The sequence below is a fragment of the Microbacterium sp. NPDC055455 genome, from assembly GCF_053619935.1.
In genome coordinates this window covers 370,359-391,450 of sequence record NZ_JBSHLB010000002.1, presented here as the reverse complement: position 1 = coordinate 391,450, position 21,092 = coordinate 370,359, and the positions used below count along the sequence as shown (strand labels likewise).

Here is a 21,092-nt window from a genome sequence, read left to right as displayed (position 1 = left end):
GCGTTGAAGCCTTCGATGGAGGTGCGCCGCACTCCGCGGGGCGATGCTGGCGGCGCACGGCAAGTATGAGATACTAGACGCTCTGACCCGTTGTCAACCGTCTTCGTCAGGCTTCCTGCCGAAGATGTGGACTTGACAAGGGTCTTACTAGTGTCCGAAACCGACCGGAGGCGCGCGGCGCGCGTCGACCGGTGAAAGGCGAAACGTGACTCCAGGCACGAACACCAAGGCTCGCTCGGCCGCGAAGGACACCGAGTCGGACGAGAAGAAGGCTCCGGCTGCGACGAAGGCCGCGGCGCCGAAGGGCGGCGCGAAGGCGAAGGCCGCGCCGAAGACGGCGTCCAAGCGCGCGAAGAAGTCGGACGACGAGTTCGAGGACGACGTCGAGGAGCTCGACGACGACGTCGAGCTCGAGGGCGACGACGTCGACGCCGACGAGGAGTCGGGCGACACCGCCGCCGCCAAGACCGAGGGCAAGCCCGCTGCCGCCGACGACGCGAACCCCGCCGAGGAGGAGGACGAGGAGGAGAGCACCAAGCCGGTGTTCACCGAGCCCCTCCCGACCGGCGCCATCGTCATCTCGTCGAGCGACGAGGACGACGTCCCCGTCTACTCGACGCAGATCACCGGCGCGACCGCCGATCCGGTCAAGGACTACCTCAAGCAGATCGGCAAGGTGCCGCTGCTGAACGCGGCCGAAGAGGTCGAGCTCGCGATGCGCATCGAGGCGGGCCTGTTCGCCGAAGAGAAGCTGTCGCACATGTCGGCCGCCGAGAAGACGTCGCAGCTCGGTCTCGACCTGCAGTGGGTCGCCCGGGACGGTCAGCGCGCGAAGAGCCACCTGCTGGGCGCCAACCTGCGCCTCGTCGTGTCGCTCGCCAAGCGCTACACCGGCCGCGGCATGCAGTTCCTGGACCTCATCCAGGAGGGCAACCTCGGTCTCATCCGCGCGGTGGAGAAGTTCGACTACACCAAGGGCTTCAAGTTCTCGACCTACGCGACGTGGTGGATCCGTCAGGCCATCACGCGCGCCATGGCCGACCAGGCGCGCACCATCCGCATCCCGGTGCACATGGTCGAGGTCATCAACAAGCTCGCGCGCGTGCAGCGGCAGATGCTGCAGGACCTCGGTCGCGAGCCCACGCCCGAAGAGCTCAGCCGCGAGCTCGACATGACCCCCGAGAAGGTCATCGAGGTGCAGAAGTACGGCCGCGAGCCGATCTCGCTGCACACGCCCCTGGGTGAGGACGGCGACAGCGAGTTCGGCGACCTCATCGAGGACACCGAGGCGGTCGTGCCGGCGGATGCGGTGGGCTTCACGATGCTGCAGCGCCAGCTCGAGTCGCTCCTCGACTCGCTCTCCGAGCGCGAGGCCGGCGTGATCCGCATGCGCTTCGGACTCGGCGACGGCCAGCCCAAGACGCTCGACCAGATCGGCGACACGTTCGGGGTCACCCGCGAGCGCATCCGCCAGATCGAGTCGAAGACGATGGCGAAGCTGCGGCATCCGTCGCGCTCGCAGTCCCTCCGGGACTACCTCGAGTGAGTGAGGCGAACGCCGGCAAGGCACTCACCGTCCAGGTCGAGGGTTCGTCGTTCGCGCGCATCCCGATCCGCACGCGGGTCGTGATGCCCGGCGACGATCTCGACGCCTTCGTGCGCGAGTACGCGGCGGACGTGGTGCGCGAGGGCGACCTGCTCTTCGTGACCGAGAAGATCGTCGCGATCACGCAGGGCCGTTCGTACCTCGTGGAGGACATCCAGCCGCGCAAGCTGGCCTTCTTCCTCTCGCGGTACGTCACGCGCACGCCCTACGGCATCGGCCTCGGCATGCCCGAGACGATGGAGATGGCGCTGCGCGAGTGCGGGACGATGCGAATCCTGTTCGCCGCGGCGGTTTCGGCCGTGACGAAGCTCTTCGGCCGCAAGGGCGACTTCTACCGCATCGCCGGCGACAAGGCCCGCGCCATCGACGGGCCGACGTCGGGCACGATCCCGCCGTACAACAAGGCTGTCGTGCTCGGACCCGAGCGCCCCCGCGAGGTCGCACAGCACCTGAAGGCGCTCCTCGGCGGCGTGTCCGAGATCGCCGTCGTCGACATCAACGATCTCGGCGGCAACGTCCTCGGCTCCACGCTCGACAAGGCGCAGGAGCGGCGACTGGTCGCGATCCTCAAGGACAACCCGCTCGGGCAGGGGCACCAGTCCACGCCGCTCGGCATCGTCCGGGCGGTCTGACCGCCGTCACGCGAAAGGCGCGGCATCCGCTCGGATGCCGCGCCTTCGACGTGTTCAGGTCCGCCTCAGAACCCGATGGCCTTCCGATAGCGCGGCTTGTGGCCGGTGCGGATGCCGGTGACGCTCGGCTTGTTCTCGTACACGCCGGCACCCCAGTTGCCCTCGACGAGCACGGGCCCGTCGGGCGTGACGACGATGTCCCAGCCCACGTACTGGATCTGCGGCACCACGCGCGCCACCTGGTCGACGAACGCCTTGACCTCGTCGACCATGGGCAGCTGGAAGTCGGCGATCACGAAACCGCTGTCGGGGTGTGCGACGTGCACGTGCCCGTGCGAGTCGTAGCCGGGGCCGACGGCGCGGCCGTCGTCATCGAGCATCGTGTAGAAGCCGCCGAAGGTCATCTGGTCGCTCACCTCGCCGCGCCCGAACTTCTGGGCCATCGCCAGGATGTGCGTCTCCTCGCCGTCGAAGAAGGCGGTCACCCTGGTCGTGTTCACCGTCCCCGGGCAGACCGCCGCGAGGTCGGCGTGCTGGCGGATGACCTCCTCGATGAGGAGCTCGCCGCGCGCGAGGAGACCGCGGTGGAACTCGTCCCAATCCGACACCTCGCTCGCGTGGTAGCGGTGCACGCCCGTCCCGGCCTGGCCCACGGGCTCCTTCGTGACGATCGTCCCGTGCTTCTCCGCGAAGGCGCGCACGGCGTCGGCGTTGCCCTCCTCGACGATCATCCAGTCGCGCCGCAGGAACTCGCTGAACGTGCGGTCGAAGGCCACCTTGTCGTGGAAGAGGTGGCGGTAGTCGGGGTGGTCGTACTTCTGCGACAGCTCGTTCGACACCGGATGGGTCATGTAGGTGGCGCGCTCGGCGCGGCTGAGGATCGCGAAGTCGTAGTCGACGTAGTCCTGGAAGCCCACCTGCCGGAAGCCGGCGGACCACAGCATGTCGGCGAGCACCGCGGGGGTCCACTTGCCGTGTGCGTGCGAGGTCTCCTTCGCGCGTTCGAGCACCGAGCCCACATCGATGCGGCGGGCGCGGGCGGCGAGATAGCGAAGGCGGGGCGCGAGGCCGAGGCCCTGAGAAGGCATGCGTGCTCCGGGGTCGGGTTCGGGGGACCCCGTTAGTCTAGAGGCGTGAGTTCGTCGATCCCTGGGCATGCCGCGACGGGATCCGATCCACGCAGCGCTCCGGTCGCCCGCGTCTCGCGCGCGGCGCTGGCGGCCAATGCGCGCGCCGCGCGGGAGCGCGGCATCCGTCGCTACGGGACCGCCGTGCTGCAGGCGGACGCCTGGGGGCACGGCGCGGCGCTCGTGCAGCAGGTCCTCGACGCCGCGCGGTTCGCTTCCGCCGGCGACGGCACGCCCGCCGACGCCGACGACGTGCTCGCTCCCGAGACCCTGTTCGGCCTCCCCGGCGGCGATGCCGGCACGACACCGGCCCTGCGCCTGTCGGGCACGGTGCTGTCGATCAAGGACCTCCGCGCCGGCGAGGGGGTCTCGTACGGCTACGCCTTCCGCGCACCCGCCGACACGCGGATCGCGCTCGTCACGGGCGGGTACGCGCAGGGCGTCGTCCGCGAGCTCGGAGGGGCCGTGGACGTGAGCATCGCGGGGGAGCGGCATCCGGTCGTCGGACGCGTCGCGATGGACGTCTGCGTCGTGGACGTCGCGGATGCCGCGGTCCGACGCGGCGACGAAGCGCTCTTCCTCGGCGACCCCGGCGCAGGAGAGCCGTCGCTCGCCGACTGGGTGGGCGCGACCGGGCTGCGCTCCTCGGAGCTGATCACGACGGTCGGGCTCCGCGCACTCCGCGAGGAGCTGCCGTGACCGCGACGCTGCACGTGGACCTGACCGCCCTCGTCGCCAACATCACGAGGGTGCGCGAGGCCGTCGCTCCGGCCGAGCTGATGCTCGTCGTCAAGGACGACGCGTACGGGCACGGCCTGGCACCCGTCGTGCGGGCCGCGGCGGGCGCCGGCGTCCGCTGGTTCGGCGCGTTCGACATCGGCACGGCCCGGGCGGTGCGCGGGGAGCTCGGCGAAGACGTCCGCATCTTCGCCTGGATCGCGGCCGCGCACGCGGATCTCCGCGCCGCCGCCGAGGCGGGCATCGACCTCGGGGTGGGAGACGCCGACCTGCTCGAGGACGCGGCGGCCGTGGCCGGGCGCGTCGGGCGGCCGCTGCGCGTGCACCTCAAGCTCGACACGGGCCTGCACCGCAACGGCGTGCGCCCCGAGGCGTGGCCCCGCTTCGTCTCCCGGGCGGCCGCGCTGGAGGCGGAAGGCGCGCTGGACGTCGTGGGCATCTGGAGCCACATCGCCGAGGCGTCGGACGACGAGGACGACGACGCGCGGGCCCTGTTCGAGCGCGGGCTGCAACAGGCGCACGACGCGGGGCTCCGCCCCGTCGTCAGGCATCTCGCCGCCAGTGCGGCCTCGTTCGCGCGCCCGGAGTTCCGGTACGACATGGTTCGCGTGGGCGCCTTCTGCTACGGCATCCGCTCGGCCGGAGGTCCGTCCGCAGGCCAGCTCGGACTCGTGCCCATCGCCCGGCTGGAGGCTGAGGTGCTCGGCGTCGGAGAGGACGGGGTACGCGTCGACGTGGGCGCGCTGCACGGCCTCCCTTCGCGCCTGGGGGGGCGGGCGAGCGTGGCCACCCCGGCGGGGACCCGGCGGCTCCTGTCCGTGGGGGAGATGGACTCGCTGATCGCTGCGTGGCCCGGAGCGGCCCCCGGAGGCCGCGTGATCGTGTACGGGTCCGGCGCGGACGGCGAGGCGAGCGCGACCGATCTCGCCGAGCTCATCGGCACGATCGGCGAGGAGATCGCCGTGCGCGTCTCACCGCTGGTCCCGCGTTCGTACGCGGTGGAGTGAAGCCCGTCGCCGTCAGTCGGTGTCGGACAGCCGCGCGGTCTCGTCGTGCCAGCTCGTGGCGATCGCGCGAAGCTTCTCTTCGTACTTGCGGCCGTGGTGCGCGCAGAACAGCAGCTCGCTGCCGTTGACCTCGGCGGCGATATACGCCTGGGCGCCGCAGGAGTCGCAGCGGTCGACCGCCGTGAGGCGGTGCTCGAGGACGGCGCCATTCTCGGTGGGTGTCGAAAGCGTGGTCATCTCGGTGCCTCCTCGTATGCGTAGAACTCCGTAGCGGTCATGAAATACAACCACGCCCACGTCTGAGAATGCCCGGAACCGACCACATTTCGCTGAGCGCGTACGCGTCCTGCCCCATGGTGCGTGTCTGCGCGGACGTGTCGGGAGCCCCGATTACCATGGGAGATTGTGACCTCCGAGTACTCCGCCCATCATCTGCAGGTGCTCGAGGGGCTGGAGGCGGTCCGGAAGCGCCCCGGCATGTACATCGGCTCGACCGACGCCCGCGGCCTCATGCACTGCCTCTGGGAGATCATCGACAACTCCGTCGACGAGGCGCTCGCGGGGCACGGCTCCCGCATCGACATCGTGCTCCACGCCGACGGCAGCGTGGAGGTGCGCGACCGCGCGCGCGGCATCCCGGTCGACATCGAGCCCCGCACGGGCCTGTCCGGCGTCGAGGTCGTCTTCACCAAGCTCCACGCCGGCGGCAAGTTCGGCGGAGGGTCGTACGCCGCGTCCGGCGGCCTCCACGGCGTCGGGGCATCCGTCGTCAACGCGCTCTCGGAGCGGCTCGACGTCGAGGTCGATCGCGGCGGCAAGACGTGGGCGATGTCGTTCCACCGCGGCGAGCCCGGGATCTTCTCCAACGGCAGTCCGGACTCCGCCTTCACGCCGTTCGAGGAGCGCAGCGAGCTGCGCGTCGTGGGCCGCGCGGCCAAGGGCGTCACGGGCACGCGCATCCGGTACTGGGCCGACCGCCAGATCTTCACGAAGGACGCGGCGTTCAACCTGCAGGAGCTCGAGCAGCGCGCCCGGCAGACGGCGTTCCTCGTCCCCGGTCTCGAGATCGTCATCCGCGACGAGCGTCCCGGCACCGAGACCGGCGAGCCTGTCGAGACGAGCTACCGCTTCGACGGCGGCATCTCCGAGTTCGCCGACTTCCTTGCACCCGACGCCGGCGTGACCGACACGTGGCGCCTCACCGGCTCCGGCACCTTCACCGAGACCGTGCCGGTTCTGCAGGCATCCGGCGCCATGGTCCCCACCGAGGTCGAGCGGGAGTGCCAGGTCGACATCGCCGTGCGCTGGGGGACCGGCTACGAGACGGTGTCCCGGTCGTTCGTCAACATCATCGCCACCCCGAAGGGCGGCACGCACCAGCAGGGATTCGAGCAGGGTCTGATGAAGGTGCTGCGCGATCAGGTCACGCAGAACGCGCGACGGCTGAAGGTCGGGAACGACAAGCTCGAGAAGGACGACATCCTCGCCGGTCTCACCGCCGTCCTCACCGTCCGCCTCCCCGAGCCTCAGTTCGAGGGACAGACCAAGGAGGTCCTGGGCACCCCGGCCGCCCGCCAGATCGTCGCCAACGTCGTCACGCGGGAGCTCACGGCCCGATTCTCCTCGTCCAAGCGGGATGACAAGGCCCAGACCTCGCTGCTGCTGGACAAGGTCGTCTCCGAGATGAAAGCGCGCATCTCCGCGCGCACGCACAAAGAGACCCAGCGCCGCAAGAACGCCCTCGAGTCGTCCTCCCTCCCTGCGAAGCTCGCCGACTGCCGTTCGAACGACGTGGGCGAGTCCGAGCTGTTCATCGTCGAGGGCGACTCTGCGCTGGGCACCGCCAAGCTCGCCCGCAACAGCGAGTACCAGGCGCTGCTGCCGATCCGAGGCAAGATCCTCAACGTGCAGAAGGCGTCGGTCAGCGACATGCTGTCCAACGCCGAGTGCGCCGCGATCATCCAGGTGATCGGCGCCGGGTCGGGCCGCTCGTTCGAACTGGACGCCGCACGCTACGGCAAGATCATCCTGATGAGCGACGCCGACGTCGACGGCGCGCACATCCGCACGCTGCTGCTCACGCTGTTCTTCCGGTACATGCGCCCCCTCATCGAAGAGGGCCGCGTGTTCGCCGCCGTGCCGCCGCTTCACCGCGTGGTGGTCATGAACCCGGGCTCCAAGCCCAACGACACCATCTACACCTACTCCGAGGCGGAGCTGCACGGGCTGCTCACCAAGCTCACGAAGGCGGGCAAGCGCTGGCAGGAGCCGGTGCAGCGCTACAAGGGGCTCGGCGAGATGGACGCGGATCAGCTCGCGACCACGACGATGGATCGCGCCGGCCGCACGCTGCGTCGGGTGCGGATGGAGGACGCCGAGTCCGCGGCATCCGTCTTCGAGCTGCTGATGGGCAACGACGTCGCTCCCCGCAAGGAGTTCATCATCGACTCGAGCGACCGGCTCGCGCGCGAGCGCATCGATGCGTGACGCGAGTCGGATCAAGGTCGGGTAGCGCGCGAGGAACGAGCACGCGTATCGAGACCTCCCACCGCCGACCCGCCCCGGTCAGCGGACGCCGGTGCCGATCGCCCCGATGACGCCGTCCAGCGTCGTGCCCGAGGCATCGCGCTTGGCCCCCGATGCCGGGAGCGCGCGAACGGCGCCGTCCGGCCCGATCGCGCGCGGATCGGTGCCGACCCAGGCGATCGTGATCGCGTCTTCGCCCCTGAGGAACCGCTGAGCCCGCACTCCGCCGGTCGCACGTCCCTTCGCGGGGAACTCGCTGAACAGCGACACCTTGGCGCTCCCGGCGTCGGTGCCGGCGATCGCCGTGGTCGATCCGGCGACCGTGACCACCACGGCGTCGAACTCGGACGGTCCCACGACGTCGAAGGCGACGACCTGGGCGCCGTCAGCGAGGCGCATGCCCGCCATGCCCCCGGCCGACCGGCCCTGCGGGCGCACCGAGGATGCGTCGAAGCGCAGCAGCTGGGCGTCGCTGGCGACGAACACGAGCTCGGCCCCGTCGGAGGCGGGTGCGGCGCCGACCACGCGGTCGCCGTCCTTGAGGGAGATGATCTCGATGTCGTGCTTGGTGCCGAGCTCCCCGGCCGCGACGCGCTTGACGACGCCCTGCGCGGTGCCGAGCGCGATCGGCGGGGTGCTCGCCAGCGGAACGATGGCGACGACGTGCTCGCCGCCGCTGAGGCCGAGGTACTGGTCGCCGCGGGTCCCCGCCGCGAGCTGCACCGAGTTGCCGGGCACGGAGGGGAGATCGACGGGGGAGAAGCGGATCAGTCTGCCGAGGCTCGTCACCGCGCCGAGGTCACCGCGGGTGGTCGTATCGACCGCGGATCGGACCGCGTCGTGCTTGGAGCGGCGGGCGGGTGGGACGATGCCGCCGCCGGGGGCGTCGGCGACGAGCTCGGCGCGCACCATGCGGCCGGTCGCCGACAGGAACACACGGCACGGCGCGTCGGCGATCTGCAGATCGGCGGGGGCCGCGGCCGCACGCGATCGGGGCTGCACGGGGCCGCCGTTGAGGAGGAGCGTGCGGCGGGGGGTGCCGAACGCCTCGGCGGCGGCATCCAGCTCCTTGGCCACCTGCGCGCGCAGCAGGACGTCGCTGCCGAGGAGCTCCTCGAGCTCGGCGATCTCGCGCTTGAGATTGTCACGCTCCGTCTCCAGCTCGATGCGCGAGAACTTCGTCAGCCGCCGAAGCCGGAGCTCGAGGATGTACTCCGCCTGCGGCTCGGAGAGATCGAAGACGTTCATCAGGCGCCCGCGCGCCTGCTCGCCGTCGTCGGAGGTGCGGATGACCTGGATGACCTCGTCGATGTCGAGGATGGCGATGAGCAGACCCTCGACCAGGTGCAGGCGCTCGTTGCGACGGGCCAGGCGGTAGCGGCTGCGCCGGGTCACCACGCTGATGCGGTGATCGAGGTACACGCGCAGCAGCTCGCGGAGGCCGAGCGTCTGCGGCTGGCCCTCGACGAGTGCGACGTTGTTGATGCCGAACGAGTCCTCGAGCGGGGTCAGCCGGTAGAGGTGCTCGAGGACGGCCTGCGGGTCGAATCCGGTCTTGATGCCGATGACGAGGCGCAGGCCCTTGTGGCGGTCGGTCAGGTCGGTGACGTCCGAGATGCCCTGGAGCTTCTTGGCGTTGACCGCGTCCTTGATCTTCTCGATCACGCGCTCGGGACCCACGAGATACGGCAGCTCGGTGACGACGAGGCCAGTGCGGCGCGGCCCGAGCGACTCGATGGAGACCTTCGCGCGGGTGCGGAAGCTGCCGCGGCCGTTCGTGTAGGCGTCCTTGATCCCGTCGAGACCGACGATGATGCCGCCGCCGGGGAGGTCGGGCCCGGGCACGAACTCCATGAGCTCGTCCACCGTGGCGTCGGGGTTGTCGAGCAGGTGGGTCGCGGCGCCGACCACCTCGATGAGGTTGTGCGGCGCCATGTTGGTCGCCATGCCGACGGCGATGCCGGTGGTGCCGTTGACGAGCAGGTTCGGGAACGCCGCCGGCAGCACCTCGGGCTGCTGGAACTGCCCGTCGTAGTTCGGGATGAAGTCGACGACGTCCTCGTCGAGGTTCTCGGTGAGCGCCAGGGCGGGTGGCGCGAGACGCGCCTCGGTGTAGCGCGGGGCCGCGGGGCCGTCATCGAGCGAGCCGAAGTTGCCGTGCCCGTCCACGAGCGGCACGCGCAGCGAGAACGGCTGGGCCAGACGCACGAGGGCGTCGTAGATGGGCGCATCGCCGTGCGGGTGCAGCTTTCCCATCACCTCGCCCACGACACGGGCGCTCTTGACGTGCCCGCGGTCGGGACGCAGGCCCATGTCGGCCATCTGGAAGAGGATGCGCCGCTGCACCGGCTTCAGCCCGTCGCGGGCGTCCGGCAGCGCGCGCGAATAGATGACCGAGTACGCGTACTCGAGGAACGACGTCTGCATCTCGGACGAGACGTCGACGTCCTCGATGCGTCCGTGATCGGCGGCTGCGGGATCGGTGCGGGAAGCGGGCATGTGACGATGAGGCCTCGGGTGACGGCGGGAGCGAGGTGGGGAGATCGCAGTGTGCGAGACTGGCCCCGATGTCCTTCAGCCTACCCGCGGACCCGCCCCGCGCCCGGAGCCTCACCCGTGTCGTTCCCGAGATGTCGGCGGCTCTGACGGGCGACTCCGAATGGTTCGCGCCCGCCCGGAGCGCGATCGTGTGGGTGCTCGACGGGCTCGGCGCGCACAGCCTCTCCGCCCGCGCGGGGCATGCCCGCTTCCTCGCCGAGGCCCGATCGAAGCGGGATGTCGCACGAACGGTCTTCCCCTCGACGACCGCCGCCGCCCTCACGAGCCTGCTCACCGGCGCGCAGCCGGGGGAGCACGGCATCGTCGGCTACCGCGCCCGCGTGCCCGGCACCGATGACGTCGTGAATCAACTGCGCGGCTGGGACACCGACGATCTGCCGCTCTCGTTCCAGCGCGCGACGCCGCTTTCGGCGACGCTCGGCCGCCCCTTCTTCGCCGTCTCGCGCGAGGAGTACCAGAGCACCGGTTTCACCGTCGCCACGCTCGGCGACGCCGAGTTCCACGCCGCCGACGACCTGGAAGACCGCGTGCGGATCGCCGCCGACCTCGCGGCGGGGCATCCGGGCTCCCTCGTCTACCTGTACGCGCCGGATCTCGACGCCGTCGGACACAAGCGCGGCTGGGAGTCCGACGAGTGGATCGCGGTGCTGGAGCACGTGGATGCCGCCGCGCGCACGCTCGCCGCCGCGGTCGACCGCGGCACGGGCGTCGTGGTGACCTCCGACCACGGAATGATCGACGTGCCGCGCCACCGGCACGTCCTGCTCGAGGAGGGTCCGCTGCTGGAGGGGGTGCGCCTGATCGGCGGCGAGCCGCGCATGCTCCACCTGTACGCCGAGCCCGGGCAGGCGGACGCCGTGCTCGACCGGTGGCGCGAGGCCGAGGCATCCCGCTCCTGGGTCGTCTCGCGCACCGAGCTGGAGGCGTCCGGCCTGATGGGTGACGTGGCACCGGAGGTCCGCGAGAGGATCGGCGACGTCGTGGTCGCCGCCCGCTCGGGCATCGCCTACTACGACGACCGGCTGGCCGACAGGGCGCCGCAGAAGATGGTCGGTCAGCACGGATCGTTGACCGACGAAGAACGGGTCGTCCCGCTCATCCGGCTCGGCGCGTTCGCCTGATCCGCAGACCTGACGGCAGCGTCCGCGTGGTCCCGGTCAGTCGTCGGAGCGGGCGCCGAAGACGATCTCGTCCCACGAGGGCATCGACGTGCGGCCCTTGCGGCGACCCGCCTCGGCCACGGCGGGCGAGGGAGGCTGGTAGTCGGATGCCGGCGGCTCGTCGTCGCCGGCCGTCTCCTCGTAGCCCGGCTCGAGCGCGTCGAACAGGGCGACCGGCGCGGTGCTGCGGGGCGACGCAGCGACCTCCTCGGCCCCTGGCAGCGGTTCGCGCTGGCCCCGCCTGCGACGCAGCGCCTCGAGCAGGTCGGCTGTCTCGGCCGAGGTCGTCACGGGAGGCTCGCTCGCGCGCTTGATCGCCGCCTGCTGCACGGCCGCCGCTGCCGGCGCCGGCAGGTCCGGCGACTCGAGGTCGGCGTCGGGAAGCCGGCGCGGGCCGAACGCGCCGCTGTCGAACCGGGAGTCGTCCTTGGCGGGGGCGGTCTCGAGCGCCCGCAGACGGGGGATCAGGCCTTCCGGCAGCGATCCCTGACGCGAGAGCTGGATCGCGTCGGAGTTCAGCGGCGACAGCGTGGAGCGGCGCGGATCGAATCCCCAGCGGGCGTCGTGGCCGATGTCGTTCGAGGTGAACTCGAGCTTGACGATCCAGCCGGTCGGTTCCTTCCAGCTGGTCCACCGCTCTCCGACGGCTCCGGCCTCCGCGAGCTTGCCGCGCACCGCCGACCCGAAGGTGGTCTGGCCGTCGCCCTCGAGGTCGCCGCCCAGCAGCACCGGGACGGCCAGCGCCTGGCCGACGACGTGCTCGCGCTCGGCGAGCACGGGACCCTCGAAGCGGACGACGTCCTCGACGCGGGCGCCCAGCAGTTCGGCCACCTCGCGCGCGGAAAGCCCCGAGCGGATGTGCGACTGTATCTCGCGCGGGCTCGGCCGAGGAGTCTGCGCGTCGGTGTCGCGCTCCTTGCGCGCCTTGCGCAGCTCCACACGCAGCACGTCGTCGACGTCGAGCGAGAATCTCTCGCCGGACTCGGTCGCCAGAACGAGCTTGTCGTCCTCGGTTCCGATCACCTTGAGCTGTTCCATGCGAAACGCCCCTCCGATCCTGCCTGTCCGCCCATGCTGACACAGCGGACTGCGCGCGCCGGGAATATCCGGCGCGCGCCGCGAGTTTCACGCGGCAGCACCCCCGAGAGCGGCCGGATCGCATTTGCGAAATGAGGACCGGTCGTGCAAACTATCGCCGCCCGCAAGGGCCAGCGCAACCCGCGATACCCCGGAAGTAGAGACCTTCACGCATGGCCACCGATTACGACGCCCCCCGCAAGACCGAGGACGACAGCGAGTCGATCGAAGCGCTCAAGGAGCGCGTTCCCGACAAGCTCTCGGGTTCGGTCGACGTGGAGGACGCCGACAACCCGTCGGGCTTCGAGCTGCCCGGTGCCGACCTGTCGGACCTCGAGCTCGACGTCGTCGTTCTCCCGCCCCAGGAAGACGAGTTCACCTGTTCGAACTGCTTCCTCGTCAAGCACCGCTCGCAGCTCGATCACGACACCGCGCACGGGCCTATCTGCTCGGAGTGCGCCGCCTGATCTGAGCCCGCCGCACCGCGGCGGCCAGCCGATCCGGCGTCCGCGAGGAGATCACCCACGCGGTCGTCGGGTCGTCGGGATCGGTCACGGGGATCACCACGACCCCGTCGATGCCCCCGCGGATGAGATGCCACGACCGCGGATCCAGACCCGCCCCGCGCGCGTGACGCGCATCGTCGCCCGTGTGCATCGCCGGGTCTCCGAGGAACTCCACTCCGATGTGAGCGCGCCCCGCCCGCAGCTCGCCGTCCCGGATCTCCAGGACCGGCGCTGCCGCGATCAGCACGCCGACGAGGAGCACCCCCACCGCCACCCCGATGACGAGCGCGACCGTGGTGTCGACGGGAGTGAGCACGAGCGCCACCATCGGAGCGGCCAGCGCCGCCGCCACCAGGATCCACAGCGAGGGACCCAGCCGCTCGCGATAGCCGTCGGTCCGAGGGCCCGCGGCTCCGGCATGACGCGTTGAGTTCTGCATTAGCCTCATGGGGTGACTGAAACGGTGGACGTCCCCATTATCGCCCCCGACGTCCCGGCGTACGCCCACCCGGGCGACGCGGGCGCCGACCTCGTGGCGGCCGAGGCGGTGCGCCTGGAGCCCGGTGGGCGCGCCCTCGTCGGGACCGGCGTGCGCATCGCGCTCCCGGAGGGCTACGTCGCGTTCGTGGTGCCCCGCAGCGGTCTGGCCGCGAAGCACGGCATCACGGTCGTCAACGCCCCCGGCACCATCGACGCCGGCTACCGCGGCGAGATCAAGGTCATCCTGCTCAACACCGACCGCGAGCAGGCCCACGACATCGCCGTCGGCGACCGCATCGCGCAGCTGATCGTGATGCCGGTGCCCCGCGCCGTGTTCATCCGCGTGGAGACCCTGCCCGACAGCGTGCGCGGCGAGGGCGGCTTCGGCTCCACCGGCTATCAGAAGGACGGAGTCCTGGCATGACCGATCCCTCATCCGCCGACGGGCCGCGCAAGGTCGCGCCCGAGGACCGCGCCGAGACGGGGCCCTTCGACGAGTCCGAGGCGAATCCCGTGCGGCCGTACATCGACCTCGGCGGGATCAAGATCCTCCCGCGCGAGGGCCTGAACCTGCGCCTCGAGGTCGAGGAGCAGACCAAGCGCATCGTCGCCGTCGGGCTGGACTACGCCGGCTCGACACTCCAGGTGCAGCCCTTCGCCGCCCCGCGCTCGGCGGGCCTCTGGGAGGAGACGCGCGAGCAGATCCGCCAGCAGATCCGCCAGCAGGGCGGCCGCGTCGAGGCGCGCGAGGGCCCGCTCGGGCCCGAGCTGCTGGCCGAGGTGCCGGTCGTGGCAGGCCCGGACGGCACCGCCGGCAAGCGCCTCGCGCGCTTCGTGGGCGTCGACGGACCGCGCTGGTTCCTGCGCGGCGTGATCGGCGGGGCGGCCACCGCCGACGTCGAGGCGGCCGCTGCCGTCGAGGACCTCTTCCGCTCCATCGTGGTGGTGCGCGGCGGATCGCCGATGCCCCCGCGCGACCTCATCCCGCTGCGGATGCCGGCGACGCCGGGCACGGCGTGAGCGACGCCCCGCGGTTCGACGACGACGCCGGCCGTCCCGCTCCCGGCGGCACGGCGGGCGACGGCGGCGAGCAGACGGATGCCGCGCCCTCGGCATCCGACGTGCTCGGCGCCGCCCTGGGCGGCGCCGCGCGCCGCGCCGGACTCGACCCCGCCGAGGGGAAGAGCACGGGCCACGTCGTGTGGGCCGCCATGGGCGGCTGGCGCGGCATCCTCGAGTCCGTGCTCCCCGGCGTGGTGTTCCTCGTCGCCTGGACCGCGACGTACGACTCCGATCCGGACGTGCGCTCGGGGAACCTTCCGCTGAGCCTCGGGCTGTCGGTCGGCCTCGCCGCGGTCTTCACCGTCGTGCGCCTGATCCAGCGCCAGTCCGCGAGCGCGGCGATCGGCGGTCTGATCGCCGCAGCCGCCGCAGCGGGACTGTCCCTGTGGACCGGACGGGGAGAGGACAGCTTCATCCCGGGCTTCCTCACCAACACGCTGTACGGCACCGCGTTCCTCGTCTCGGCGTTCGTCGGATGGCCGCTCATCGGCCTCGCCGTCGGATTCCTGATGGGGGAGGGCACCGCGTGGCGCGCCGACCGGCGCAAGCGGCGCGTGTTCTTCTGGCTCTCGATCGCCTGGGCCGCGCTGTTCGCACTGCGCCTCATCGTCCAGGTGCCGCTGTACCTCGCCGGTGACGTGGCCGCCCTCGGCACGCTCAAGCTCATCATGGGCCTGCCGCTGTTCGCGCCTCTCGTCGCCGTGACGTGGCTCGCCGTGCGTGCGCTCTACCCGTCCTCGCCGAAGTGATACATTTATCTTGACATCAAGATACTTTCCCGCCGCACGATAAGGGAGACCTCACTAGCCGAGGGCTCCGGTGCGGGGGAAGATGGGGATGCCGGACTCCGGCCCGATCCCGCCGCCGACGAAGGAGACAGACGTGTCCACGGTTGACAGCTTCGGTGCGAAGAGCACCCTGACGGTCGGCAGCACCGACTACGAGATCTTCCGCATCGACACCGTCGACGGCTACGAGAAGCTCCCGTTCAGCCTCAAGGTGCTGCTGGAGAACCTGCTGCGCACCGAGGACGGCGCGAACGTGACGAAGGAGCAGATCAAGGCCCTCGGCTCGTGGAACCCCGACGCCGAGCCCGACACCGAGATCCAGTTCACGCCGGCCCGCGTCGTGATGCAGGACTTCACCGGCGTGCCCTGCATCGTCGACCTCGCCACGATGCGCGAGGCCGTGACCGCCCTCGGCGGCGACCCGAACCGCATCAACCCGCTGTCGCCCGCCGAGATGGTCATCGACCACTCCGTGATCGCCGACCTGTTCGGCACCGAGAACGCCCTCGAGCGCAACGTCGAGATCGAGTACGAGCGCAACGGCGAGCGGTACCAGTTCCTCCGCTGGGGGCAGACGGCGTTCGACGACTTCAAGGTGGTCCCGCCCGGCACCGGCATCGTGCACCAGGTGAACATCGAGCACCTCGCGAAGGTGATCTACGACCGCCAGGTCGACGGGGTCCTGCGCGCCTACCCCGACACCTGCGTCGGAACCGACTCGCACACCACCATGGTCAACGGCCTGGGCGTGCTGGGCTGGGGCGTCGGCGGCATCGAGGCCGAGGCCGCCATGCTCGGCCAGCCGGTCTCGATGCTGATCCCGCGCGTCGTCGGCTTCAAGCTGACCGGCGAGATCCCCGCCGGCGTCACCGCGACCGACGTCGTGCTGACCATCACCGACATGCTGCGCAAGCACGGCGTGGTCGGCAAGTTCGTCGAGTTCTACGGCGAGGGGGTCGCCTCGGTGCCGCTGGCGAACCGCGCCACCATCGGCAACATGAGCCCGGAGTTCGGCTCGACCGCCGCGATGTTCCCCATCGACGACGTCACGCTCGAGTACCTCCGCCTCACCGGGCGCGACGAGGACGCCGTCGCGCTGGTCGAGGCGTATGCCAAGGAGCAGTCGCTCTGGCACGACCCGACGCGGGAGCCGGTCTTCAGCGAGTACATGGAGCTGGACCTCGGGACCGTCGTCCCCTCGATCGCAGGCCCCAAGCGCCCGCAGGACCGCATCCTGCTGTCCGAGGCGAAGGCGCAGTTCGAGAAGGACATCGTCAGCTACGCCACGGCCTCCACCTCCGACGACATCGTCGACCTCGAGTCCAAGCACTCCTTCCCCGCTTCCGACCCGGGCCAGGTCCCCGGCGAGGAGGAGCCCACCACGCGTCCGGTGCACATCAACAGCGGCGCCCCGGCGACGGCGTCCAAGCCGGTCAAGGTCACCACGCCCGACGGCGAGGCGTACATCCTCGACAACGGCGCCGTCACGCTGGCCGCCATCACGTCGTGCACCAACACCTCGAACCCGTCGGTCATGATCGCGGCCGGTCTGCTGGCCAAGAAGGCGGTCGACAAGGGCCTCAAGCGCAAGCCCTGGGTGAAGACCACGCTCGGCCCGGGTTCCAAGGTCGTCACCGACTACTACGAGAAGTCCGGCCTGGACAAGGCGCTCGAGGGCCTGGACTTCTTCACCGTCGGCTACGGCTGCACCATCTGCATCGGCAACTCGGGTCCCCTCATCGAGGAGGTCTCCGCCGCGATCAACGACCATGACCTCGCGGTGACCGCGGTGCTCTCGGGCAACCGCAACTTCGAGGGCCGCATCAGCCCCGACGTGAAGATGAACTACCTCGCCTCGCCGCCCCTCGTGGTCGCGTACGCGCTGGCGGGCTCGATGAACTTCGACTTCGAGACCGACCCGCTGGGCAAGGACACCGAGGGCAACGACGTCTTCCTGAGGGACATCTGGCCCTCGCCCGACGAGGTCCAGCAGATCATCGACACGTCGATCTCGCGCGAGCAGTTCATCACCCAGTACGCGACGGTGTTCGAGGGCGACGAGCGGTGGAAGAACCTGCCCACGCCGACCGGTCCGATCTTCGAGTGGAACGACGAGTCGACCTACGTGCGCAAGCCCCCGTACTTCGAGGGCATGACGATGGAGCTGACCCCGGTCAGCGACATCACCGGCGCACGGGTCATGGCGACGCTGGGCGACTCGGTGACCACCGACCACATCTCGCCGGCGGGCAACATCAAGGCCGGCACGCCGGCCGCGCAGTACCTCACCGAGCACGGCGTCGCGCAGAAGGACTTCAACTCCTACGGCTCGCGTCGCGGCAACCACGAGGTCATGATCCGCGGCACGTTCGCGAACATCCGCCTGAAGAACGAGCTCGTCGCCGCGGTCAACGACGGTCAGATCGTCGAAGGCGGCTTCACGCGCGACTTCACCCAGGAGGGCGGCCCGCAGTCGTTCATCTACGACGCGAGCATGAACTACCAGGCGCAGGGAACGCCCCTGGTCGTCTTCGGCGGCAAGGAGTACGGCTCCGGCTCGTCGCGCGACTGGGCGGCCAAGGGCACGAGCCTGCTCGGCGTGAAGGCCGTGATCACCGAGAGCTTCGAGCGCATCCACCGCTCGAACCTCATCGGCATGGGCGTGGTCCCGCTGCAGTTCCCGGCCGGCGAGAGCTGGCGCTCGCTCGGTCTGGACGGCACCGAGATCGTCTCGATCGAGGGCCTCGAGCAGCTCAACGAGGGCGTCACGCCGAAGACGGTGCGCGTCACCGCCGAGCCCAGCGAGTTCTCGCCCGAGGGCAAGCAGACCGTCGTGTTCGACGCGGTCGTCCGCATCGACACGCCCGGCGAGGCCGACTACTACCGCAACGGGGGCATCCTGCAGTACGTGCTCCGCTCGCTGGTCTGACAGCCGATTCACGGGGGACCGGATGCCGAGGCATCCGGTCCCTCGTTCATGCCGCGGGTAGACTGACAGGGCCCTTCCGGGCTGGAAAGGAGCGGGGATGTCGCTGCTGTCGTCCATCGCCGGACCCCGTGACCTCGACGCGCTGACCACCGACCAGCTGGAGCAGCTCGCGGACGAGATCCGCGGCTTCCTCGTCGAGAACGTCGCCCGCACCGGGGGTCACCTCGGCCCGAATCTCGGCGTCGTGGAGCTCACCATCGCTCTGCACAGGGTGTTCGACTCGCCGAACGACCCGATGATCTTCGACACCGGTCACCAGTCGTACGTGCACAAGCTGCTGACCGGCCGCCAGGACTTCTCGCGGCTCCGCGCACGTGGGGGCCTGGCCGGCTACCCCCAGCGCTCGGAGAGCCTCCACGACGTCGTCGAGTCCTCGCACGCCTCCAGCTCGCTGAGCTGGGCCGACGGCGTATCCCGGGCCCTCACGCGCACCGGGCGCAAGGACCGCCACGTCATCGCCGTCGTCGGCGACGGATCGCTCACCGGCGGCATGACGTGGGAGGCGCTCAACAACATCTCCGACGACAACGACCGGAACCTGGTGATCGTCGTCAACGACAACGGGCGGTCGTACGCCCCCACGATCGGCGGCATGGCGCGGTATCTGAACCGCGTGCGCACCGCCGAGTCGTACCGCACGCTGCACCGCGGCTCCGACAACCTGTTCCGCAAGCTCGGCCCGGCCGCGCGCGCGGTCTATCGCGGCGTGCGGGGCGGGACCCACGGATTCCTGTCCCGCTTCACCAACAACGCCGCCCTCTACTCGAACCTCGACATCAAGTACCTGGGTCCGGTGGACGGCCATGACCTGCCGACCCTCATCGAGACGCTCGAGCTGGCCAAGGAGTACGGCGCGCCCGTCATCGTCCACGCCATCACCGAGAAGGGCCGCGGCTACGCGCCCGCACTGTCGGACGAGGCCGACCAGTTCCACGCGGTGGGCAAGATCGACCCCCTCACGGGAGCGGCCCTGGGCTCCTCCGGCGGCCTCGCATGGACCGACGTCTTCGCCGACGAGCTCGTCGCGGTCGGCGACGAGCGCGAGGACATCATCGCCATGACCGCCGCCATGCTGCGGCCCACGGGACTCCTCTCGTTCGCGCAGCGCTTCCCCGACCGCGTCTACGACGTCGGCATCGCCGAGCAGCACGCCGTCGCCTCGGCGGCCGGCCTCGCCTTCGGCGGGCTGCACCCCGTCGTCGCGATCTACGCGACATTCATGAATCGCGCGTTCGACCAGGTGCTGATGGACGTCGCGCTCCACCGCGCGGGCGTCACGTTCGTCCTCGACCGCGCGGGGGTCACCGGACCCGACGGTCCCAGCCACCACGGCATCTGGGACCTCGCGATGCTGCAGATCGTGCCGCACATCCGCATCGCCGTGCCCCGCGACGAGCCGCGGCTGCGCGAGGAGCTCCGCGAGGCCGTCGCCGTCGACGACGCGCCGACCGTGGTCCGCTTCCCGAAGGGCGCCGTCAGCCCGGAGCTGCCGGCGATCGAGCGCCTCGAGGACGGTGTCGACGTGCTGGTGCGCTCCGACGCCCACGACGTCCTCCTCGTGGGCATCGGCCCGATGGCGCACATCGCCGTCGACGTGGCCGAGCGGCTACGCGCCCAGGGGATCGGCGCCACCGTCGTCGACCCGCGGTGGGTCGTCCCGGTGCAGCCGTCGATCGTGGAGCTGGCGGCATCCCACCGCCTCGTCATCACCATCGAGGACGGCATCCGTGTCGGCGGCATCGGCACGCGCGTGCGGCAGGTGCTGCGCGAAGCGGGAATCGACACGGCCGTCGACGAGCTCGGCGTGCCCGACGAGTTCATCGACCACGCGAGCCGCGAGCAGATCCTCGAGGACGCCGGTCTCACGCCCGCGAAGATCGCGCAGGACGTCGTCGCCCAGGTGCTCGGCACGCGCATCCCCGTCGCCCGCGGAGCCCAGACCAGCGAGATCCCCACGCTGCCGGACCTGGCCCGCACGCGCGACGAGCGCCGCTAGACGGAGCTCAGCCGGTCCGCCAGCACGGCGGCCGCCGCGCCCCACTCGGACCGTGCGGGACCGGGCGCAAGGGGCGCGACCGCCTGCGACAGCAGGTATCCGTCGGTGAGCGCATCGCCGGTCACGATCACGCGCAGCAGCTCCACGCCGCATTCCCTGCGCACGAGCTCGGTGCACGCAGCCACGATGCGCGGCGACAGCGCGTCGTTCGGCGGGAGGACCGCGCCGTCCAGCTCGTGCACGAGGTCGCGCAGCGCGGCGCCGACGATGTTGCCCGCCCGCTCCTTCACGTTCAGCACGTTCCAGCTCGAGCACCCGCAGGTCGTGGCCCGAGACGATGGGCCGCCAGTCGAACGACGCATGGACGAGGTGCTGATGCCCGCTCGCCGCCGTGAGGCAGCGCGCCGGGAGATCCGTCGATCGGGCCCGGACGTCGACCATGCGGTACCAGTACAGGATCGGGAACGCCCCGTGGGTGCCCGGTCGCAGCACCACGACTTCGCCGCGGCCGTCGTCCGACCCGCGCACCCGTCGGATGATCGGCTTGCCGTTGCGCGTGCGGATCGCGGCCGAGCCCTCGTCCACCGTGACGAGGAAGAGCTTCATGAGCGCCGGGATCACCACGAGGAGGGTCAGCGCCGCCCCGCTCGTCTTGACGAGCACGCTGAGCGCGTTGCCGCTGAACAGCCCCGAGATCGCATCCAGCACCCGGACTCCTCCCGATCGTCCCTGAGTAAAGGATGCCCTGCGTCGATCCCGGGACACCGCCGAAGACGCCCGTGCTCGCGAGATGTTCACCGGCATGACCGCCGGCGTTCCACGGCGGGGGTGCGGTCGTT

General features: G+C 70.7%; 18 protein-coding genes. 12 read left to right on the top strand and 6 right to left on the bottom strand.

The features are described 5' to 3' along the window. Window positions 1–205: 205 nt before the first annotated feature. Window positions 206–1,546 carry an RNA polymerase sigma factor gene (locus ACWGUG_RS08270; protein WP_378880917.1) on the top strand — a complete coding sequence of 447 codons (1,341 nt, stop codon included), beginning with the start codon at window positions 206–208 and terminating at the stop codon, window positions 1,544–1,546. Further along, window positions 1,543–2,238, top strand: a complete 696-nt coding sequence (locus tag ACWGUG_RS08265) for a coenzyme F420-0:L-glutamate ligase (RefSeq protein ID WP_452324391.1) — start codon at window positions 1,543–1,545, stop codon at window positions 2,236–2,238. The genes ACWGUG_RS08270 and ACWGUG_RS08265 overlap by 4 nt, the downstream gene beginning before the upstream one ends. Before the next feature lie 65 nt (window positions 2,239–2,303). Here ACWGUG_RS08265 and ACWGUG_RS08260 read toward each other — a convergent pair whose 3' ends face one another. After that, window positions 2,304–3,326, bottom strand: coding sequence for a sugar-transfer associated ATP-grasp domain-containing protein (locus ACWGUG_RS08260; RefSeq protein ID WP_336398039.1), 1,023 nt, complete (start codon window positions 3,324–3,326; stop codon window positions 2,304–2,306). A gap of 45 nt (window positions 3,327–3,371) precedes the next feature. Between ACWGUG_RS08260 and ACWGUG_RS08255 the strand changes: the two genes are divergently transcribed. After that, window positions 3,372–4,064, top strand: a complete 693-nt coding sequence (locus ACWGUG_RS08255) for an alanine racemase C-terminal domain-containing protein (protein ID WP_452324390.1) — start codon at window positions 3,372–3,374, stop codon at window positions 4,062–4,064. After that, the gene (locus ACWGUG_RS08250) at window positions 4,061–5,110 is read left to right on the top strand and encodes an alanine racemase (protein WP_452324389.1); all 1,050 of its coding nucleotides are present in this window, start codon (window positions 4,061–4,063) and stop codon (window positions 5,108–5,110) included. The genes ACWGUG_RS08255 and ACWGUG_RS08250 overlap by 4 nt, the downstream gene beginning before the upstream one ends. A 12-nt stretch (window positions 5,111–5,122) precedes the next feature. Here ACWGUG_RS08250 and ACWGUG_RS08245 read toward each other — a convergent pair whose 3' ends face one another. Further along, window positions 5,123–5,347, bottom strand: coding sequence for a DUF7455 domain-containing protein (locus ACWGUG_RS08245; protein ID WP_452324388.1), 225 nt, complete (start codon window positions 5,345–5,347; stop codon window positions 5,123–5,125). A gap of 165 nt (window positions 5,348–5,512) precedes the next feature. On the opposite strand from ACWGUG_RS08245, the gene ACWGUG_RS08240 reads away from it, so the two are divergent. Then, complete coding sequence (locus ACWGUG_RS08240; protein ID WP_336398067.1) at window positions 5,513–7,597, top strand: DNA gyrase/topoisomerase IV subunit B; 2,085 nt, start codon at window positions 5,513–5,515, stop codon at window positions 7,595–7,597. Window positions 7,598–7,675: 78 nt separating this feature from the next. Here ACWGUG_RS08240 and ACWGUG_RS08235 read toward each other — a convergent pair whose 3' ends face one another. Beyond that, the gene (locus ACWGUG_RS08235; RefSeq protein WP_336398035.1) at window positions 7,676–10,135 is read right to left on the bottom strand and encodes a DNA gyrase/topoisomerase IV subunit A; all 2,460 of its coding nucleotides are present in this window, start codon (window positions 10,133–10,135) and stop codon (window positions 7,676–7,678) included. A 68-nt stretch (window positions 10,136–10,203) separates the two neighbouring features. Here ACWGUG_RS08235 and ACWGUG_RS08230 point away from each other — a divergent pair, with 68 nt between their 5' ends. Continuing rightward, complete coding sequence (locus tag ACWGUG_RS08230; protein ID WP_452324387.1) at window positions 10,204–11,316, top strand: alkaline phosphatase family protein; 1,113 nt, start codon at window positions 10,204–10,206, stop codon at window positions 11,314–11,316. Between the two features lie 36 nt (window positions 11,317–11,352). Here the strand turns inward: ACWGUG_RS08230 and sepH are convergent, their stop codons facing one another. After that, the gene (gene sepH / locus ACWGUG_RS08225) at window positions 11,353–12,393 is read right to left on the bottom strand and encodes a septation protein SepH (protein WP_378880902.1); all 1,041 of its coding nucleotides are present in this window, start codon (window positions 12,391–12,393) and stop codon (window positions 11,353–11,355) included. Between the two features lie 212 nt (window positions 12,394–12,605). Between sepH and ACWGUG_RS08220 the strand changes: the two genes are divergently transcribed. Next, window positions 12,606–12,899: a DUF4193 domain-containing protein gene (locus tag ACWGUG_RS08220; RefSeq protein WP_336398032.1), complete on the top strand. Its 294-nt coding sequence runs from the start codon at window positions 12,606–12,608 to the stop codon at window positions 12,897–12,899. Here the strand turns inward: ACWGUG_RS08220 and ACWGUG_RS08215 are convergent. Then, a complete protein-coding gene (locus ACWGUG_RS08215) occupies window positions 12,874–13,377 on the bottom strand; it encodes a DUF3093 domain-containing protein (protein WP_336398066.1) in 504 nt (167 codons plus the stop codon). The two genes, ACWGUG_RS08220 and ACWGUG_RS08215, sit on opposite strands and share 26 nt — an antisense overlap. Window positions 13,378–13,389: 12 nt before the next feature. On the opposite strand from ACWGUG_RS08215, the gene dut reads away from it, so the two are divergent. From dut to dxs, 5 genes are all read left to right on the top strand, one after another. Beyond that, on the top strand, window positions 13,390–13,842 hold the full coding sequence (gene dut / locus ACWGUG_RS08210; RefSeq protein ID WP_336398031.1) for a dUTP diphosphatase: 453 nt from the start codon (window positions 13,390–13,392) through the stop codon (window positions 13,840–13,842). Next, window positions 13,839–14,438 carry a DUF3710 domain-containing protein gene (locus ACWGUG_RS08205; RefSeq protein WP_452324386.1) on the top strand — a complete coding sequence of 200 codons (600 nt, stop codon included), beginning with the start codon at window positions 13,839–13,841 and terminating at the stop codon, window positions 14,436–14,438. The genes dut and ACWGUG_RS08205 overlap by 4 nt, the downstream gene beginning before the upstream one ends. Further along, on the top strand, window positions 14,435–15,229 hold the full coding sequence (locus ACWGUG_RS08200; protein ID WP_452324385.1) for a DUF3159 domain-containing protein: 795 nt from the start codon (window positions 14,435–14,437) through the stop codon (window positions 15,227–15,229). The genes ACWGUG_RS08205 and ACWGUG_RS08200 overlap by 4 nt, the downstream gene beginning before the upstream one ends. Before the next feature lie 133 nt (window positions 15,230–15,362). Next, on the top strand, window positions 15,363–18,197 hold the full coding sequence (gene acnA, locus ACWGUG_RS08195) for an aconitate hydratase AcnA (RefSeq protein ID WP_452324384.1): 2,835 nt from the start codon (window positions 15,363–15,365) through the stop codon (window positions 18,195–18,197). Between the two features lie 97 nt (window positions 18,198–18,294). Beyond that, the gene (dxs, locus tag ACWGUG_RS08190; RefSeq protein ID WP_336398028.1) at window positions 18,295–20,253 is read left to right on the top strand and encodes a 1-deoxy-D-xylulose-5-phosphate synthase; all 1,959 of its coding nucleotides are present in this window, start codon (window positions 18,295–18,297) and stop codon (window positions 20,251–20,253) included. Here dxs and ACWGUG_RS08185 read toward each other — a convergent pair. After that, entirely contained in the window at window positions 20,250–20,552 is a 303-nt protein-coding gene (locus tag ACWGUG_RS08185; protein ID WP_452324383.1) for a hypothetical protein, read from the bottom strand. The two genes, dxs and ACWGUG_RS08185, sit on opposite strands and share 4 nt — an antisense overlap. Between the last annotated feature and the right edge of the window lie 540 nt (window positions 20,553–21,092).

Coding starts and splice junctions, on each gene's coding strand:
- ACWGUG_RS08220 (WP_336398032.1), top strand. CDS start 12,606: ATGGCCACCGATTACGACGCCCCCCGCAAGACCGAGGACGACAGCGAG.
- ACWGUG_RS08230 (WP_452324387.1), top strand. CDS start 10,204: ATGTCCTTCAGCCTACCCGCGGACCCGCCCCGCGCCCGGAGCCTCACC.
- ACWGUG_RS08245 (WP_452324388.1), bottom strand. CDS start 5,347: ATGACCACGCTTTCGACACCCACCGAGAATGGCGCCGTCCTCGAGCAC.
- ACWGUG_RS08205 (WP_452324386.1), top strand. CDS start 13,839: ATGACCGATCCCTCATCCGCCGACGGGCCGCGCAAGGTCGCGCCCGAG.
- sepH (WP_378880902.1), bottom strand. CDS start 12,393: ATGGAACAGCTCAAGGTGATCGGAACCGAGGACGACAAGCTCGTTCTG.
- ACWGUG_RS08235 (WP_336398035.1), bottom strand. CDS start 10,135: ATGCCCGCTTCCCGCACCGATCCCGCAGCCGCCGATCACGGACGCATC.
- ACWGUG_RS08260 (WP_336398039.1), bottom strand. CDS start 3,326: ATGCCTTCTCAGGGCCTCGGCCTCGCGCCCCGCCTTCGCTATCTCGCC.
- dxs (WP_336398028.1), top strand. CDS start 18,295: ATGTCGCTGCTGTCGTCCATCGCCGGACCCCGTGACCTCGACGCGCTG.
- ACWGUG_RS08215 (WP_336398066.1), bottom strand. CDS start 13,377: ATGCAGAACTCAACGCGTCATGCCGGAGCCGCGGGCCCTCGGACCGAC.